Source organism: Mesorhizobium sp. CA15, assembly GCF_020165215.1.
Classification (GTDB): domain Bacteria; phylum Pseudomonadota; class Alphaproteobacteria; order Rhizobiales; family Rhizobiaceae; genus Mesorhizobium.
Window position 1 is genome coordinate 523,280 of sequence record NZ_JAIUHQ010000002.1, and the last position, 15,493, is coordinate 538,772.

A 15,493-nucleotide genomic window follows, 5' to 3' on the forward strand; every position below is an offset into this window, starting at 1 on the left:
TGGGCGCGAGCTTGTCGCGGCAGCGAGGGAACGTCAGCCTTCCCTTCCCCCCTTGTGGGGGAAGGTGGATCGGCGCGTAGCGCCGAGACGGATGAGGGGTGTTCCAGCCTGGCAAAACGGCTCGTCCAACCGTGACCGCATGGCTTATTGCCAGCGTCTCACTCCGCTGGAGCACCCCTCATCCGGCCGCTTCGCGGCCACCTTCTCCCACAAGGGGAGAAGGCAAGGGCGCCCCTCACTGATGCGCCACCGCCAGTTCCTTCACGTGCTTCTCGTGCATCTTCAGCACCGGCAGCGTCTTCTTGGCGAATTCCTTCATCGCCGGGTCGTCGCCGGAATTGGCGTAGGTGGAAAACAGCGCCACCGCATCCTTATGCTCGTCGGCCTGCATCTTGATGTATTTGGCGTCGAATTCCTTGCCGCTCGCGGCCTTCAAGTCGTCGAGCAGCTGCTGCTCCTTCGGCTGCAGCGCCGGGCCGGCCGGCTTGATCGACGCCGTGGTCTGGCCTTGGCTGAGCGCTGTCTTGAAGTCCTCGCCGGCCTTGCTGTGATCCTTGATCATCTGCGCGGCGAAAGCCTTGACGTCGGCCGACGCCGATTTCTCTTGCGCCAGCTTGCTCGACTCGATTTCGAACATATTGGCATTCGGCACCGTCGTGACGAAGGTTTGGGTGTCGAGCTTGTTCTCGGTCACCATCGGTCCGACGGCATCTGAATTGTTCGACTGGGCGAACGCGGCGGGCGCGCCGGCAAGAAGCGCGACGGCGACCAGGGGCAGCAGCGTTTTCATCTCGATCTCCGATCCGAAACAGCCCCTCCGCCTTCCCCAACGCGGCACCGGCCCCAGGGTTGCCTAAGAGGTTGCCTCGAAAAGAAGCGCGCGGGCCGGGGGCCCGCGTCGCCATCAATGGCAGTGCGCGCCGAGGGCGTGCCCGGCATATTGCAGCTGCTCATGCCAGTTCGGCCGGCCTTCGGGCGTGAAATCCATCAGGTTCCACAGGATCTCGCAGGTGCCGATGCCGCGCGGGTCCTGGCCTGGCTCTGCCGGTGCGAAATCGAGTTCCGACGACCAGAAATGCCGGATGCCGTCACCATCACGGTGGAACACCGAAAGCAGCGGTATTTGCGCGCCCTCGGCGGTTTCGGAATTGTAGTCGCGCTTGAAAGCGTTGCCGGCCGACGAGACGAGCCGCATGTTTCGCCAGCCGCGGTCGCGGCCAAGCGCTACCAGATTGTCGAGCGCGGTCTTCGCCACCACGGCGAAGTTGAAGCCCGCCGCTTCGAGATGGCCGATCGCGCCGTCGAACTGGTCGAGCAGCGCCGTGCAGGAGGGGCATGGCTGGTCCTGCCGGGCAAGCTTCGCCGTCTCGCCGCCTTTCGCCACCTCGCGCGTCTCCTGCGGGTGACGCGGGAACATCATCTGATAGAGGATCAGCGTATCCTTGCGCGGCGCGAACAGGTCCGACAGCTTGACTTTCGCCGGCTGGCCCTGGTCGTCCAGGGCGTCGAACACATAGTCCTGCGGCACCAAACCGCCCGGCGGCAAGGCGCGCCTTGCCTCCGCCACCGCTTCCATGGCGCGGCGCAGCTCGATTTCCTTGCGCAGCAGTTTTTCGCGCGCAGTGCGATATTTGGCGGATTCATTGGGAAAAGTGATCATGATCTTCTCCTGGCGCCGGCGTCCCGGCGCGGGTTGCTCTACGATCCAAGGACGGCCCGCCGCGACCTGATCCGACATTTCGGCGCACGCTTTCCCTTCATTTTTCGCGTCGCATCTAGCCTTTGACGCCGCCAGCCGTGAGACCCGAGACAATCCTGCGCTGGAAGACGAGCACCAGCACCACCAGCGGCACGGTGACGATCACCGAGGCGGCCATGATGTTGCCCCACGGAATCTCGAACTGCGAGTTGCCTGACAGAAGCGCGATCGCCACCGGCACGGTGCGCTGCATGTTGGTGGAGGTGAAGGTGAGCGCGAACAGGAACTCGTTCCAGGCGCTGATGAAGGCAAGCAGCCCGGTAGTGGCGAGCGCCGGCCACATCAACGGCAGGAAGATGCGCGTGAGAATGATCCACGGCCCGGCGCCGTCGATGATCGCCGCCTCCTCGATCTCGACCGGCAGGTCGCGCACGAAAGTGGTGAGCACCCAGACCGTGAACGGCAGCGTGAAGATCATGTAGGACAGGATCAGCGCCAAGAGCGAATTGTAGAGATGCAGCGCCCGGATGATCTCGAACAGCCCGGCAAGTGCCGCGACCTGCGGAAACATCGACACCGACAGGATGGCCAGCATCAGCGCCGAGCGCCCGCGGAAACGAATGCGCGCCAGCGCATAGGCCGCGGTGACGCCGAGCAGCAGCGAGACCGCGACGACCGCGCCGGAGACGATCAGCGAATTGACGAGATTGCGCAGGAAGGGACCTTCGGTCAGCACGTTGCGGTAATTGGCAAGGCTGAACGATTGCGGCCACAGCCCTGCCTGGAACAGCTCTGTTCCCGATTTCAGGCTGGTGACGATTGCGTAGTAGAACGGAAACACCGCGACGAAGACGATCGCCAGGAGCAGCAGGTAGAAGCCGGCGCGCTTCAGCATCTTCATGTCAGCGCCGTCCGTCGAAACTCAGCCGGCCGATGCGGATATAGGCGATGGTGAGCAGGCCGATGATCAGGAAAAGCAGCGTCGAGGCGGCCGAGCCATAGGCGAACTTGTCGAACTCGAACAGGTTCTCGCGCGCGAAGATCGACATTGACTTGGTCTGCACATTGTTCGGCGTCAGCACATAGATCAGGTCGAAGATGCGCAGCGCGTCGAGCGCGCGGAAGATCACCGCCACCATCACCGCCGGCCGGATCAGCGGCAAGGTCACCCGCCAGAAGATCTGCCACGGGTTCGCGCCATCGAGCTTGGCCACCTCGAGAATCTCGCGCGGCAGCATCTGCAGGGCCGCCAGGATCAGCAGCGCCATGAACGGCGTCGTCTTCCAGATGTCGACGATCAGCACGGCGATCATCGCGGTATCGGCATTGGCGGTCCAGGCGATCTTGGTGTCGATCAGGCCGAGATTGAGAAGCGCGACATTGATGATGCCGAACTGGTCGTTGAGCATCCACTGCCACATCTTGGCCGAGACGATGGTCGGGATCGCCCAGGGAATGAGGATGGCGGCCCGCACGATGCCGCGTCCCGGGAATTCGGTGTTGAGCGCAAGCGCCACGATCATGCCCAGCACCGTCTCGCAGGCCACCGAAACCACGGCAAAGCGCACCGTGTTCCACACCGCGCGCCACCAGACCGGATCGACGAGCAGCCCGTCATAGAGCAGGCGGCCGCTCGGCAGGCGCAGCACCGAAAAATAATTGCCGAAGCCCACCCATTGCCGCGCGTCGAGGTCCGCCAGCGAAGCATCGGTGAAACCGTAATAGACCGTGCGCAGGAACGGCCAGCCGGCGACGGCGGCGAGCACGAGAAGCATCGGCGCGAGGAACAGCCAGGCCGTGCGCACGCGTCGGCGCATCAGCGGCGATCGCCTTGCCGCGCTCACCAGCCCTTGCCTTTCAGCCTGGTCAGCCTCGCCCCGAGATCGGCCAGATTCTCGGCGGCGGCGCCCTGGCCGGAGATCGTGTCGTGCACGGCAGTCCAGAACTGGCTGGATGCCTCGTTGTACTTGATCCTGGCGGTTGCCGACGGCCTTGGCTGCGCGTTGAGAAAAATCTCTTTCCAGCGCGGCACGATCGGCTGCTGACGGGCGATGTCGGGGTCGTCATAGAGGGCCGGAATGGTCGGCAGGTTGGACGTTCTCAGCGTCCGGTATTTCTGCATCTCGCGCGACGCGATGAACTTGATCAGCTCGATCGCCTTGTCTGGATGTTTCGAATATCTGGAGACGGCAAGGTTCCAACCGCCCAGCGTGGCGACCGGCCGCCCGCCTTCGCCGGCCGGCAGCGGCGCCACGTCGAACTTGCCCTTGATCGGCGAATTCTCGCTGTTGCCGAGCGCATAGGCATAGGGCCAGTTGCGCATGAAGACGGCATTGCCGGTCTGCCAGACCCCGCGCGTTTCTTCCTCCTGATAGGCGAGCACGCCCGGCGGCGCTATCGTGCCGATCCAGCCCTTGACCATGTCGAGCGCCGCGGCCGCCTTTGGATTGTCGATGGAGATTTCACCGTCCGGCTCGATGATCCGACCGCCGCCATTCGACATCACCCATTCGAGCGCATTGCAGGTCAGACCCTCATAGGCGTTGCCCTGGAAGACGAAGCCCCAGATGTCCTTGTTGCCGGCCGCCCGCTCCTTGTTCATCACGAGCTTCGCGGTATCGGCGAGCTCCTTCCAGGTGGTCGGAACCTTGCCGCCGTATTTGTCGAGCAGATCCTTGCGGTAATAGAGCGCCGGCGCGTCGGTGAAGATCGGCAGCGCGACCAGCCTGCCGTTGACCGTCTGCGATTGGATGATCGACGGGAAATGCTCACCCACCACATCCCTTGTCGCCTCGGTCAGGTCGACCAGCTGGCTGGCAAGCTGCGGGGCCCAGATCACGTCGGTCTGGTAGACGTCGATATCGCTGCTGCCGGCGGCGAGCCAGAGCCGGTACTGGCCGAACTGGTCGGTGGTCGAGGGCGGAATGACGACGATATTGACCTTGTTGCCGCTCTTCTTTTCGTAACGATCGAGTATCTCGCGCAGCACCTTGATGCCCTTGCCGGTATCACCCGACACGATCGACAGTTCCACGGCTCGCGCTTGAACAGCGCCGAGCAGGATGCCGGCGGCCAGGAATGCTGAAGCGAGCTTCACGGGATTGCGGACCTCCCTGCGCGACCGGCGACGCACAGGTCGCGGCTCATCAAGGCCCCCGCGTTGAATGCGCGACGCCGCTTAGGGTTCCCGCGTTGTGCGTGGCCGACCGGGCCAGCAGGTCGGTGAAGCCGATCCCGGTTGGCTCGACCGCGTCGGCGGCCCGTTCCGTCCGCCTCGCTTCACGCAAAGCGGACGGGCTCCGAAACCCCCGCCCCGGAGCCCGCCTGGGAGTGGCTGACGCATGCCGGCACAGCCTCCTCCGACGCCTTGCCCGCGTCGATCCGCCGATCGGCCGCCCGGCACGACGACGAATTAGCATGCCCTAACGTCAGCCTATGTGAAGGAGTTCACAATGTCCGGGCGCAGGCGATTGCAACGCCGCGCCGGGAGCCTCCAATACGGGCCGCCGCGCTTTGCGCGTCAGCCTTCCCAGTCGACCGGGATCATGCCGAGCCGCTCGTAGAGCCTGAAGGCCGCGGTGTTCTTCACAATATTGGTCTTGAGATCGACATGGGTCGCCCCGCGCTCGCGAAAGGTCAGGAACACCTGCCGCATCAGCGCCTCGCCGAGGCCCTGCCGTCTCGATTCCGGATGGACGGCGAGATCCTTGACGAAACCGGATGTCCAGCAGAGCGCCGCGCCCGCCAGCAGCCCCTTGCCGTCGATCGCCAGAAAACAGAGAGCGGGATCGAACTCCGCATCGCCGGCAATGCGCGGCCACCACTCGTCGAACGGCCCGTCGGCGCCGTCATCGAACACCTCTTCCAGCAGCGCGTGCAAGGCTGGCGCATCCTGGTGCTCGAACGCGCGCATGACGAAGCCCTGCGGCCAGTGCGGCGCGGTGAGTGTATCGTCGAGCAGCTTGCGCAGGCGGATGTCGTTGGCAGCCGGCGGGCGGCGCGTTGTGTTTTCATGCATGGCGCTGTCTCGAAACGCCGCGCGGGACCGTCCGCTCAGGCGTCGGGTGGCAGGCGATGCCGCTTGCGGTCGGAGCCAAGCCCCGTCGCCTCGAGCAGGCCCTTGCGCTTGGCGTCGTAGTAGTAACCGGTCTGGTAGAGCGTGTCGGCCCGCTTGGCGTTGCCGCCCGAAACCAGCCAGGCGCCGCGCAGATATTTCACCGCGTATTTGAGGTTGGTCTCGGCGTCGAACAGGCCGGTCGCCGGTCCGTCATAGCCCATGCCGCGCGCCGTCGCGTGCTTGATCTGCATCAGCCCCCAATGGCCATGATTGTAGGCTTTCGGGTTGAAGGTGCTCTCGCGGTTGACGACATGGCGCACCAGCTCGACCGGCACTTCATAGATCGCCGAATATTTCTCGATCAACCGCTCGATCTCGCCGCGCGGGCCGCTGGCGTGCTGCTCGGGCTGGCCGGGTGCCGCCAGCAGCGCCGGGTTGTCCGGCGCCACATAAGCAACCTGTTGGACGCCCGGCATCGGGGCGACTTTCGCCGACTGGCCGGTGACCGGCATGGCCATGCCCGCGGTCGTATAGACCGCCGCTCGGCTGATCGACGCCGCTCGGCTGATGGATCCTGGGCCGGTCGGCGAGCCGCCGGCCGTCAGCACCGGCGGCGGCGGAAACTGGCCGGCCATCGGCGTCGCGCCGGCGAAAGCCGCAGGCTGAGCCAGCGCCGCGGCGGGCGCGCCGGGCTGGACAGGCGGCGGCAACAGCGCGCTTTGCGTGGCGGGCGCGCTTTGCGTCGCGGGCGCGCCTTGCGTCGCGGTCGCGCCTGGCGTGGTCGCCATGGCGACGGCATCGCCAGCCAGCGCCGCGGTCTGCACCTGCGCGAGACCCGAAGGTTCCGGCAGCACGGCCACCGTTTCGGGCAGCGCGAGCGTCGGCATATCATCCGCGACAGCAGGCGTCGAGGCTTCCGCAAGCGCGGGCGCGGCCTTCATCTGCGAGGTCGAGGTACAGCCGCTGAGACCAGCAGCGGCTACGAGCACGCTGAGCGCGGTGAATATGATTTTAGCTGGCAAGCCGTGCGGGTCCGGTTTGTCGGTTGTTAAGGAGTCCTTACACCAGCGATTCACACCCGGCAATCGGGGCTACCCGGCGGTTTTCGGGTGGCGACAACAGGGCCGAAGTGCCATATTGTTCTGGATATGTACTCGTTTTTCGCTGTTTTGCCGAAGGAATACGCCATGAAACCCACATCCCAGATCACGGCCGGCCACGCAGTGTTAGAAACCGTGATCGGCTTCATGGGCATTGCCTGGAGCGAGAAGGGCCTGATCCGGCTTTGCCTGCCGGAGCGCAGCCGCGAAGCGGTCGAGCGCCGGCTGCTTCGCCACCCCGGCGTCTCAGCCTCGACAGACCAGCCGTCCTGGGTGGTCGATCTGATCGCCAAGATCAAGGCCTATGCGGCCGGCGAGGACGTCGACTTCTCCGGCGTGCCGGTCGACCTTGACGGCGTCGACGATTTCCGCCTCGCCATCTACGACGCGGCGCGCAAGCTCGGCTTCGGCGAGACCACCACCTATGGCGAACTGGCCAAGCGCGCCGGCCATGCGGGCCTTCCGCGCGAAACGGGCGCGGCGCTCGGCGCCAATCCGGTGCCGCTGGTCATTCCGTGCCATCGCATCCTGGCGGCCGGCGGCAAGATCGGCGGCTTCTCCGCTCCGGGCGGCTCGGCCACCAAGGAAAGGATGCTGGCCATGGAAGGCGTTCGCGTCGGCCCGCCGCCGGCGGCGCAGGCCTCGTTCGGTTTCTAAGGCGCTGCGTATCAGTCCTGCAGGAACCGGCGGCGGAAACGCCGCTCGAAATCCGGACGCTTGCAGACATAGACCATGCAGGACCGGGTGTCGGCGCTCGGCACGTAGGCGCGTGCCCTCACTTCGCCCGCGTTGCAGAAACGCTCGTCGCGCACATAGCGGTCGTAGAGCGGCAGCCCCGGCACGCGCGTCGACTGGTAGCGCAGGATGACGGCGCCCTGTCTGGCGATCGTCGCCTGCACCCGGTCGCAGCTCATGCGCGTCGGATCGTAGCGCGTCACCGCCTGCGCTTCCGCGGCCAGCAGCAGGAAGCAGGCGGCAAGCAGAATGGTCTTCATGGCTTCTCTCCTCGGAAGGGCAAGCATCCCATCCCTTCACAACGCGGCACTGCTGTCAAAACTTCCATGCTTGTATTCCGCTCGATCCGGGATGCGGGGCAGCGTCCAGGCAACCCGTCTTGTTTTCTTGCTCAAACTGTCCTATATCCGCAGCATTGAATTTGGCCGATCGATCGGGCCGCGATCTTCGCGTTTGCTGACGTCTATCTCCAAAATTTCGATACCGCCGGCCGGACGTTGGTCCGGTCAAACAAAAGCAAATGTGAAGGGCATTCTATATGGCAACTGGTACGGTCAAGTGGTTCAACGCCACCAAGGGCTACGGCTTCATCCAGCCTGACAATGGCGGCGCGGACGTTTTCGTCCACATCTCCGCTGTCGAGCGCGCTGGCATGACGAGCCTGGCTGAAGGCCAGAAAATCAACTTCGAGATCGAGCAGGACCGCCGCACCGGCAAGTCCGCTGCTGGCTCTCTTAGCAAGGCAGCCTGATTTGGCTTAAGCATTTTGCGGCAGGCTTTACGGCCAGCGGCGCAAAATGCGACTAAGTAAGGCGCGCACCGGGCGAAGGTTCGGGGCGCGCGGCAAGTCACGGATGTACTGACGGTCGCGCGAGAAGCGCGCCGGAGCGAAAAGACCCGACAAGCTGGAACAGCAGATAGCTGCCGGCCCGGACCAGACGCTCCCGATCAGGCTACCGGCAGAGGAAGGCGGGCATTGCCCGCCTTTTTTGTTGCCTGGATTTTGGCGAGTTGCCTCCTTCTCCCCGTTCACGGGGAGAAGTGCCCGGCAGGGCGAAGAAGGGTAGCGCCAACGTTTCAGGACTGTCATTTTGGCTGACATAGTAAGGCCGGCACAGCCCCTCATCTGGCTGCCGCCATCTTCTCCCCGTGAACGGGGAGAAGGAAGCTGTCCCCAGCCTTTCGCCGATCGCCGGCGCTGCCTTAAGGCACCCACTCGATCGGCACATGTCCCTTATCCGCCTCGACGCGCTTCAACCAGGCGGCGACCGCCGGATAGGCGTCGACCTGGAAGCCGCCCATCCCGGCGGTGTGGGTATAAGCGTATAAGGCGATGTCGGCGACGCTATAGGCGTTGCCCGCGAAGAATTCGTTCCGCTCCAGATGCTGGTTCATCACGCCGAGCGCCTTGTTGCCGCGCTCCAGCGTCTGCGCCAATCGTTCAGGCGTGGCGTCCTTCGCCCGTTCCGGAAAAGTCAAAAGCGCCTTGCGCACCGCGATATAGGGCTCGTGGCTGTATTGCTCGAAGAACAGCCATTGGTAAGCCAGCGCGCGTTCATACTTGTCAGTCGGCAGGAAGCGCGTGCCTTCGGCAAGATAGAGCAGGATGGCGTTGCTCTCGGCGATACGCCTGCCGTCGTCGAGCTCGAGCATCGGCACCATCGCGTTCGGATTCTTGGCGACGTAGTCTGGTTTGCGCGTCTCGCCGGTATGCGAGCTCACCTCGACCCGGGTGAAAGGAATGCCGAGCTTGGCCATCAACAGCCGCGGCTTGTAGCAATTGCCGCTGTCGGCCATGTCGTAAAGGATCATCGCACATACCTCGCGCGTCGCCTGAAGCTCATTTCAGCACGGCTCTAACGCGCCCAGGCGAGACCATCCAGTGATTTGTTTTCAAGAAGAACCATCAGCGACGCTGATATTTTTTTCGCGTCTGCATTAGCGATGCTGATGCGCCTTTTGGATCGAGCATCAGCGATGCTGATGCAGGGGCACGACCTTGTTGCCGGCGTCGATGAGAGCGTCGATGGAAAGCGGTTCTTCCTTGAAGACCGTGCCGGCGAGCGCCGGGCGGGCGAGATGGAAGCCTTGCAGCAGGTCGACGCCGCCCTCGAGCGCGACGCGCAAGTGCTGTGCATTCTCGATGCCCTCGACCAGCACTTTGGCGCCGCGCTCGTGCAGCATCGCCACCAACGGCCGAAAGAAGCGTTCGGCGGCGGCATGGCGGCAGAGCTCGCCAAACCAGGCGCCATCGATCTTGACGATGTCGGGTGCAAGCAGATCGATGCGCGCTTCCGTCGAATGCCCCGTACCGAAATCGTCGATGGCGATGCGGATGCCGTCGCGCCGCATTTCGCGCACCAGGCTGGCAAGAACCTGGTCGTCGGCTGCCTGTTCGGTGATCTCGCAGACCAGCAGGCTGGGCTCGAGCTCCAGATCGCCGAGATGCCTGGTCATCAGCCGGATCTCGGCGAGCGCCCGTCCGAGATGGTCGTTGATGGTCGGATTATAGTTGAAGAACAGCGTCAATCCCTCGACGCCGATGTTGCGGTAATTGCCGAGATGCAGCATCCGGCACATCGTTTCGACAAACAGGAGGTCGGACGCGGGAATGCTGCCGAAGAAGACCGAAGCGGCTACCGGCTGCGCGACGCGGCGCGGCTCGATCAGCCCCTCGACGGCGACGGCTCTGAGCACCCTGCCCTCCGGCGCGAAGATCGGCTGATAGGCGCTCCACAGCCGGTACTCGCCATAGACGCCGAACTGGAGGCCGATCTCGTCGGCGAAGATCGCCTCGGCGACGTTGCGCCGCCTGTCTGATTGTCCGCTCATGGCGCGACCTTGCGCCCGAACACCCTTGCCGGCCGTCCGTGCAGCGTTGGGGCCGCCGGGCTTGCGGCGGCCTGTGCCTTGCTGTCTTCGCTCGAAGGCTGCTGCGCGCCCTTGCCGAAGACGCGAAAGCTGGTGGGGGCAAGTTCCGGCCGGGCAAGCACGTAGCCCTGCACCATGGAGGCGCCGGACCTCTCGGCGAGCTCCAACTGCCAGCCTTCCTCGATACCTTCGAAGACGGTGCGGATGCCCTGGTTCTCGAAACTTTGCACCATCGCCGTCAGCAAGGCGAAGCCGGCGCCGGACTCCATCAGATGGGTGATCCAATTCGCATCGAATTTGACGATGTCTGGCTTGAGTTCCTTGATCCGATTGATGTCGGAATCATCGGCGCCATAGTCGTCCACCGCGATACTGAAGCCATTGGCCCTCAGCGCCTCGACGAAGCCGTAGAGCGCTTCCTGCGAAGCCGATTTCTGCTCGGTGACCTCGCAGACGATGCGGCGCGGATCGATGCCGGCTTCGTGCAGCACCAGCCGCATGTCGCGCAGGGCCTTGTCGGCGATGTGACGATCGGTGAAGACCGACGGGTCGAAATTGACGAAGATAGAGGCCTCGTGCGGCAGGCAGGCGCCGGCGTTCAGAAGATGCAGCGTGCGCGTCAGCGCCTCGATATGCAGCCGGTCGGCCGCCGGGCAGGTGCCGAAAAATGTCCCCGGCGACTGCGGCTCGCCATCGCGGAACGGCCGGATCAGCCCTTCGAAAGCGACGACCGAGAGCTTGCCCTGCTTGAAGGCGAAAATCGGCTGGAACGCGCTCTGCAACGTATAGATGCCCCAGACACCGGTCGAGGTGCCGTCATCATGACGGATGATGTGGGCGAGCCCGATGCTGCGCGACAAGGTTTCTCGCTCCGCGAATAGTCGCAATCCGATCTGCGATCCTGCCAGCCAAGGGTTTACCGGCCGTTGATGAATTTAGCGTTGCCGCTCACGCAGGCTGACTTTGGTCACGCCTCCTTGACCTCTGGCTCATCGCACAATGCTTGCGCTCCGCGCCATGATGCGACATGAGAAGCGCCGCGGCCGCTCCTGGCCGCTCTTCCTAGGAGACATTTCGTCATGGCCTTTCTCGCCGACGCCCTTTCCCGCGTTAAGCCTTCCGCGACCATCGCGGTGACGCAGAAAGCGCGCGAGCTGAAAAATGCCGGCCGTGACGTGATCGGCCTCGGCGCCGGCGAGCCGGACTTCGATACGCCCGACAACATCAAGAATGCGGCGATCGAGGCGATCCGCCGCGGCGAGACCAAATATCCGCCGGTTTCCGGCATCGTGCCGCTGCGCGAGGCGATCGCGAAAAAATTCAAGCGCGAGAACAATCTCGACTACAGGCCGGAGCAGACCATCGTCGGCACCGGCGGCAAGCAGATCCTGTTCAACGCCTTCATGGCGACGCTGAACCCGGGCGACGAGGTCATCATCCCGCGCCCCTACTGGGTGAGCTATCCCGAAATGGTGGCGATCTGCGGCGGCACGTCGGTGTTCGCCGACACCTCGATCGACAACGGCTTCAAGCTGACGGCGGAAGTGCTGGAAAAGGCGATCACGCCGAAGACCAAATGGCTGTTGATGAACTCGCCGTCGAACCCGTCGGGCGCCGCCTACACGGAGGCCGAGCTGCGGGCGCTGGCCGACGTGCTGCTCAGGCATCCGCATGTCTGGACCTTGACCGACGACATGTATGAGCACCTGACCTATGGCGATTTCGTCTTCAAGACCATCGCCGAGGTCGAGCCGAACCTCTATGAGCGCACGCTGACCATGAACGGCGTATCGAAAGCCTATGCCATGACCGGCTGGCGCATCGGCTATGCCGCCGGCCCGGTGCCGCTGATCAAGGCGATGGACATGATCCAGGGCCAGCAGACCTCGGGCGCCTGCACCATCGCGCAATGGGCTTCGGTCGAGGCGCTCAACGGACCGCAGGATTTCATCGCCAGGAACAAGGCGATCTTCCAGGGCCGGCGCGACCTTGTGGTCTCGATGCTCAACCAGGCGCGCGGCATCTCCTGCCCGTCGCCGGAAGGCGCCTTCTACGTCTACCCGTCCTGCGCCCAGCTGATCGGCAAGAAGACCAAGACGGGCAAGGCGATCGACAATGACGAGACCTTCTGCTCCGAACTGCTGGAGGCCGAAGGTGTCGCGGTGGTGTTCGGCTCGGCCTTCGGCCTCGGACCGAACTTCCGCATCTCCTACGCCACGTCGGACGCCTTGCTGGAAGAAGCCTGCACGCGCATCCAGCGCTTTACCGCGTCGCTGACCTGATCGGCCGCCCGGCCGGCCAGCAAGAAAAACCCGGCGCCGCGCCGGGTTTTTCTTGGACGCCGATCAGCTGCCATATTGCTCGTCGGAAACCTGCTCCAGCCAGTCGGCGTGGACGCCGTCCAGCGCCTCCTGCATGGCGATGTGTGTCATGGCGGTTTTCCGGCCGGCGCCATGCCAGTGCTTTTCGCCCGGCGCGAAGGAAACGACATCCCCTGCCCTGATCTCCTGCACGGGGCCGCCCCAGCTTTGCGCCAGGCCGGCGCCGGCGGTGACATAGAGCGTCTGTCCAAGCGGATGCGTGTGCCAATGGGTGCGCGCGCCGGGCTCGAAGCTGACCAGCGTCGCCCTCAGCCGCGCCGGCGCCTCTTTCTCGATGATCGGCGTCTGCAGCACCCGCCCGGTGAAATATGTCTCCGGCGCGATGATCGTCGGCACGCTGCCGCACGCAATGAGCTTCATCGTTCAGATCCTCTCGAACAAAGCGCCCCGCCCGGCGTCTCACGCGGTAGTTTCACCTCGTCGGGAGACCGTTGCAACTGGCTTTGAGCCGTTGCCGGGCGGCAACCTCGATTTCTCATTCGCGCAGCGGGCGGATTGCAGCATTAGAATGTCAGAGAACTGTCACAAACAGTTGCTTTTTAACCATAAAATCGCGATCTCCACTCAGCGGCAAAGGAATAGATCCAGGCAGCGGCCAAGCTCAGCGTTTCTTAACGGCTGAGGTCCTAGCCATGTCGCGTGCTGTGGGGGCGCGGACATGAGTATCTTGGCGACAATCAAAGATCACAGCGGCCGTATCTATCGCGGCATCCAGGCGTTGCTCGTGATGAGCATCGCCGCCACCGGGCTTGCGGCTTTCGCGCTGACGGAGAACGCCCCCCGCGCCGGCGCGCTCGCGGTGTCGGTGACTTCGACCTTAATGGCGCTTCTGGTGTTGATGTATATGCGCTCGAACGTCGTCCAGCGCCTGCAATCGGCGGCGGACGCCGAGGCCGAGAAGCATCGCTTTCTCACTGTCGATGCCATGACAGGCGCCATGACCCGGCGCTACTTCATCGAAGCGTTGGGTGATTGGCTGAGCGGCTCGCGCAATCGCCGCCAGGCAAGCCTGCTTTTGATCGACCTCGATCATTTCAAGCAGCTCAACGACACGTTCGGCCACCAGTTCGGCGATCTGGCACTGGCGCATCTGGTCGCGGAAGCGCAGCGCATCTTCGAGGACGGCGTCATCGGCCGGCTCGGCGGCGACGAGTTCGGCATCATGGTTCCGCATGGCGACGTCGCCAGTATCGGCAACGACGCCCGCCGGCTGCTGCATGCGATGCGGGCCGGCAAGAGACATGAAGGCAAGATCATTCCCCTGTCGATCTCGGTGGGCGTCGCGCTCGCGCCGTTGCACGCTTCGAACGGCACTGAATTGATGCTGCTGGCCGATCTCGCGCTCTACGAGAGCAAGGCGGGCGGCCGCGGCCGCGTCACCGTTTTCGACGAGGAGATGCTGTCTGACAAACGCTATCGCCGGCTGGTGGAACGCGAGCTGCGCGCCGCGATCTATCTCGGCGAATTGGAACTGCACTACCAGCCGATCGTCGACCCCGACGGCTCGGTCGACGCACTGGAAGGATTGATCCGCTGGCGTCATCCCGTGCGCAGCTTGATCTCGCCGTCGGAATTCATCCCGATCGCCGAGCGTTCGACGCTGATCGACATGATCGGCGAATGGGTCTTCAAGCGGGCCTGCGCCGATATCGGGCATTTTCCCGGACGGCGCATCTCGATCAACGTCTCCGGCGAGCAGCTGAAGCGCGACGAGATCGTGACGATGTGCGACCGGGTCCTGCGCGAGACCGGCCGGTCCGCGTCGCAGTTCATCATCGAGATCACTGAGACGGTAGCGACGGCCGCGACGCCCGAGGTTCTCAGGCGCCTCGAGGCACTGCGCGGCCTCGGCTTCCACATCGCCCTCGACGACTTCGGCACCGGCCATTGCGGCTTCAACTACCTGAAGTCGCTGCCCATCGACAGCGTCAAGATCGATCGCTCCTACATCCGCAGCCTCGCCCACGACCAGGTGGCGCAGATCTTCGTGTCTGCACTTGCCCAGATCGCCCGCATCCAGGACATCGCCATCGTCGCGGAAGGCGTCGAAACCGCGGAGGAATTCGCGCTTGCCCGGACGGCCGGCTGCAGCCGCTTCCAGGGCTACTTCTTCGGCAGGCCGGCGCCGCGCGACAAGGCAAGCGCGTTATTGTGCCGCCGCCCGCGAACCGCTCGCCCTCACAGCCTGACAAGCAAAAATGGCGGCCTGCTGAACCCAAGCCGGCGAACGTCCTATTTTTCTTGCCCTCCGACAAACCTGTGTGACGATGGTTTTGGGAAGAGGTGAATCCCTGAAAAATGCCGGTCGTGACGCGATCGGCCTCGGCGCCGGCGAGCCGGACTTCGATACGCCCGACAACATCAAGAACGCGGCGATCGAGGCGATCCGCCGCGGCGAGACCAAATATCCGCCGGTTTCCGGCATCGTGCCGCTGCGCGAGGCGATCGCGAAAAATTCAAGCGCGAGAACAATCTCGATTACCGGCCGGAGCAGACCATCGTCGGCACTGGCGGCAAGCAGATCCTGTTCAACGCCTTCATGGCGACGCTGAACCCGGGCGACGAGGTCGTCATCCCGCGCCCCTACTTGGTGAGCTATCCCGAAATGGTGGCGATCTGCGGCGGCATCGGGCAATCCTTCCATTGGGGA

Annotated in this window: 16 protein-coding genes and 1 pseudogene; 5 read left to right on the forward strand and 12 right to left on the reverse strand. The window is 64.1% G+C overall.

The genetic code is table 11. The annotated features are described in order from the left end of the window. Nucleotides 1-235: 235 nt before the first annotated feature. From LB515_RS05955 to LB515_RS05985, 7 genes are all read right to left on the reverse strand, one after another. Nucleotides 236-790, reverse strand: coding sequence for a DUF4142 domain-containing protein (locus LB515_RS05955; RefSeq protein ID WP_224707078.1), 555 nt, complete (start codon nucleotides 788-790; stop codon nucleotides 236-238). A gap of 114 nt (nucleotides 791-904) precedes the next feature. Then, nucleotides 905-1,660, reverse strand: coding sequence for a DUF899 family protein (locus LB515_RS05960; RefSeq protein ID WP_224707079.1), 756 nt, complete (start codon nucleotides 1,658-1,660; stop codon nucleotides 905-907). A 115-nt stretch (nucleotides 1,661-1,775) separates the two neighbouring features. Next, on the reverse strand, nucleotides 1,776-2,600 hold the full coding sequence (locus LB515_RS05965) for a carbohydrate ABC transporter permease (protein WP_224707080.1): 825 nt from the start codon (nucleotides 2,598-2,600) through the stop codon (nucleotides 1,776-1,778). Between the two features lies 1 nt (nucleotide 2,601). After that, nucleotides 2,602-3,516 carry a carbohydrate ABC transporter permease gene (locus LB515_RS05970; protein ID WP_224707081.1) on the reverse strand — a complete coding sequence of 305 codons (915 nt, stop codon included), beginning with the start codon at nucleotides 3,514-3,516 and terminating at the stop codon, nucleotides 2,602-2,604. Nucleotides 3,517-3,539: 23 nt separating this feature from the next. Continuing rightward, complete coding sequence (locus tag LB515_RS05975; RefSeq protein WP_224707082.1) at nucleotides 3,540-4,796, reverse strand: ABC transporter substrate-binding protein; 1,257 nt, start codon at nucleotides 4,794-4,796, stop codon at nucleotides 3,540-3,542. 423 nt (nucleotides 4,797-5,219) lie between these two features. Then, on the reverse strand, nucleotides 5,220-5,717 hold the full coding sequence (locus LB515_RS05980; RefSeq protein WP_224707083.1) for a GNAT family N-acetyltransferase: 498 nt from the start codon (nucleotides 5,715-5,717) through the stop codon (nucleotides 5,220-5,222). A gap of 35 nt (nucleotides 5,718-5,752) precedes the next feature. Beyond that, entirely contained in the window at nucleotides 5,753-6,778 is a 1,026-nt protein-coding gene (locus LB515_RS05985; protein ID WP_224707084.1) for a transglycosylase SLT domain-containing protein, read from the reverse strand. Between the two features lie 165 nt (nucleotides 6,779-6,943). On the opposite strand from LB515_RS05985, the gene LB515_RS05990 reads away from it, so the two are divergent. Next, nucleotides 6,944-7,513, forward strand: coding sequence for a methylated-DNA--[protein]-cysteine S-methyltransferase (locus LB515_RS05990; RefSeq protein WP_224707085.1), 570 nt, complete (start codon nucleotides 6,944-6,946; stop codon nucleotides 7,511-7,513). 11 nt (nucleotides 7,514-7,524) lie between these two features. On the opposite strand, the gene LB515_RS05995 is transcribed toward LB515_RS05990, so the two are convergent. Continuing rightward, nucleotides 7,525-7,851 (reverse strand): hypothetical protein, encoded by a 327-nt coding sequence (locus tag LB515_RS05995; protein ID WP_095766594.1) that lies wholly within the window; start codon nucleotides 7,849-7,851, stop codon nucleotides 7,525-7,527. A 278-nt stretch (nucleotides 7,852-8,129) separates the two neighbouring features. Here LB515_RS05995 and LB515_RS06000 point away from each other — a divergent pair, with 278 nt between their 5' ends. Further along, complete coding sequence (locus tag LB515_RS06000; protein WP_027168154.1) at nucleotides 8,130-8,342, forward strand: cold-shock protein; 213 nt, start codon at nucleotides 8,130-8,132, stop codon at nucleotides 8,340-8,342. 452 nt (nucleotides 8,343-8,794) lie between these two features. Here LB515_RS06000 and LB515_RS06005 read toward each other — a convergent pair whose 3' ends face one another. The 3 genes from LB515_RS06005 to LB515_RS06015 form a co-directional block, all read right to left on the reverse strand. Then, nucleotides 8,795-9,403, reverse strand: coding sequence for a glutathione S-transferase family protein (locus tag LB515_RS06005; protein ID WP_224707086.1), 609 nt, complete (start codon nucleotides 9,401-9,403; stop codon nucleotides 8,795-8,797). Nucleotides 9,404-9,562: 159 nt separating this feature from the next. Beyond that, entirely contained in the window at nucleotides 9,563-10,423 is an 861-nt protein-coding gene (locus tag LB515_RS06010; RefSeq protein WP_140838560.1) for an EAL domain-containing protein, read from the reverse strand. Continuing rightward, nucleotides 10,420-11,322 (reverse strand): EAL domain-containing protein, encoded by a 903-nt coding sequence (locus LB515_RS06015; RefSeq protein ID WP_224707087.1) that lies wholly within the window; start codon nucleotides 11,320-11,322, stop codon nucleotides 10,420-10,422. The genes LB515_RS06010 and LB515_RS06015 overlap by 4 nt, the downstream gene beginning before the upstream one ends. A 219-nt stretch (nucleotides 11,323-11,541) precedes the next feature. On the opposite strand from LB515_RS06015, the gene LB515_RS06020 reads away from it, so the two are divergent. Continuing rightward, nucleotides 11,542-12,744, forward strand: coding sequence for a pyridoxal phosphate-dependent aminotransferase (locus LB515_RS06020; RefSeq protein WP_224707088.1), 1,203 nt, complete (start codon nucleotides 11,542-11,544; stop codon nucleotides 12,742-12,744). 63 nt (nucleotides 12,745-12,807) lie between these two features. Here LB515_RS06020 and LB515_RS06025 read toward each other — a convergent pair whose 3' ends face one another. Further along, nucleotides 12,808-13,203 carry a cupin domain-containing protein gene (locus LB515_RS06025; RefSeq protein ID WP_224604625.1) on the reverse strand — a complete coding sequence of 132 codons (396 nt, stop codon included), beginning with the start codon at nucleotides 13,201-13,203 and terminating at the stop codon, nucleotides 12,808-12,810. A 298-nt stretch (nucleotides 13,204-13,501) separates the two neighbouring features. Between LB515_RS06025 and LB515_RS06030 the strand changes: the two genes are divergently transcribed. After that, a complete protein-coding gene (locus LB515_RS06030; RefSeq protein WP_224707089.1) occupies nucleotides 13,502-15,130 on the forward strand; it encodes a putative bifunctional diguanylate cyclase/phosphodiesterase in 1,629 nt (542 codons plus the stop codon). Nucleotides 15,131-15,134: 4 nt separating this feature from the next. Continuing rightward, nucleotides 15,135-15,469 (forward strand): annotated as a pseudogene (locus LB515_RS06035) (aminotransferase class I/II-fold pyridoxal phosphate-dependent enzyme); the annotation flags it as partial. Nucleotides 15,470-15,493 lie beyond the last annotated feature (24 nt).

What these genes read in the sequence shown, in the direction of transcription:
- LB515_RS05955 (WP_224707078.1), bottom strand. Translation starts at nt 790, where the DNA reads ATGAAAACGCTGCTGCCCCTGGTCGCCGTCGCGCTTCTTGCCGGCGCG.
- LB515_RS05960 (WP_224707079.1), bottom strand. Translation starts at nt 1,660, where the DNA reads ATGATCACTTTTCCCAATGAATCCGCCAAATATCGCACTGCGCGCGAA.
- LB515_RS05965 (WP_224707080.1), bottom strand. Translation starts at nt 2,600, where the DNA reads ATGAAGATGCTGAAGCGCGCCGGCTTCTACCTGCTGCTCCTGGCGATC.
- LB515_RS05970 (WP_224707081.1), bottom strand. Translation starts at nt 3,516, where the DNA reads ATGCGCCGACGCGTGCGCACGGCCTGGCTGTTCCTCGCGCCGATGCTT.
- LB515_RS05980 (WP_224707083.1), bottom strand. Translation starts at nt 5,717, where the DNA reads ATGCATGAAAACACAACGCGCCGCCCGCCGGCTGCCAACGACATCCGC.
- LB515_RS05990 (WP_224707085.1), top strand. Translation starts at nt 6,944, where the DNA reads ATGAAACCCACATCCCAGATCACGGCCGGCCACGCAGTGTTAGAAACC.
- LB515_RS05995 (WP_095766594.1), bottom strand. Translation starts at nt 7,851, where the DNA reads ATGAAGACCATTCTGCTTGCCGCCTGCTTCCTGCTGCTGGCCGCGGAA.
- LB515_RS06000 (WP_027168154.1), top strand. Translation starts at nt 8,130, where the DNA reads ATGGCAACTGGTACGGTCAAGTGGTTCAACGCCACCAAGGGCTACGGC.
- LB515_RS06005 (WP_224707086.1), bottom strand. Translation starts at nt 9,403, where the DNA reads ATGATCCTTTACGACATGGCCGACAGCGGCAATTGCTACAAGCCGCGG.
- LB515_RS06010 (WP_140838560.1), bottom strand. Translation starts at nt 10,423, where the DNA reads ATGAGCGGACAATCAGACAGGCGGCGCAACGTCGCCGAGGCGATCTTC.
- LB515_RS06020 (WP_224707088.1), top strand. Translation starts at nt 11,542, where the DNA reads ATGGCCTTTCTCGCCGACGCCCTTTCCCGCGTTAAGCCTTCCGCGACC.
- LB515_RS06025 (WP_224604625.1), bottom strand. Translation starts at nt 13,203, where the DNA reads ATGAAGCTCATTGCGTGCGGCAGCGTGCCGACGATCATCGCGCCGGAG.
- LB515_RS06030 (WP_224707089.1), top strand. Translation starts at nt 13,502, where the DNA reads ATGAGTATCTTGGCGACAATCAAAGATCACAGCGGCCGTATCTATCGC.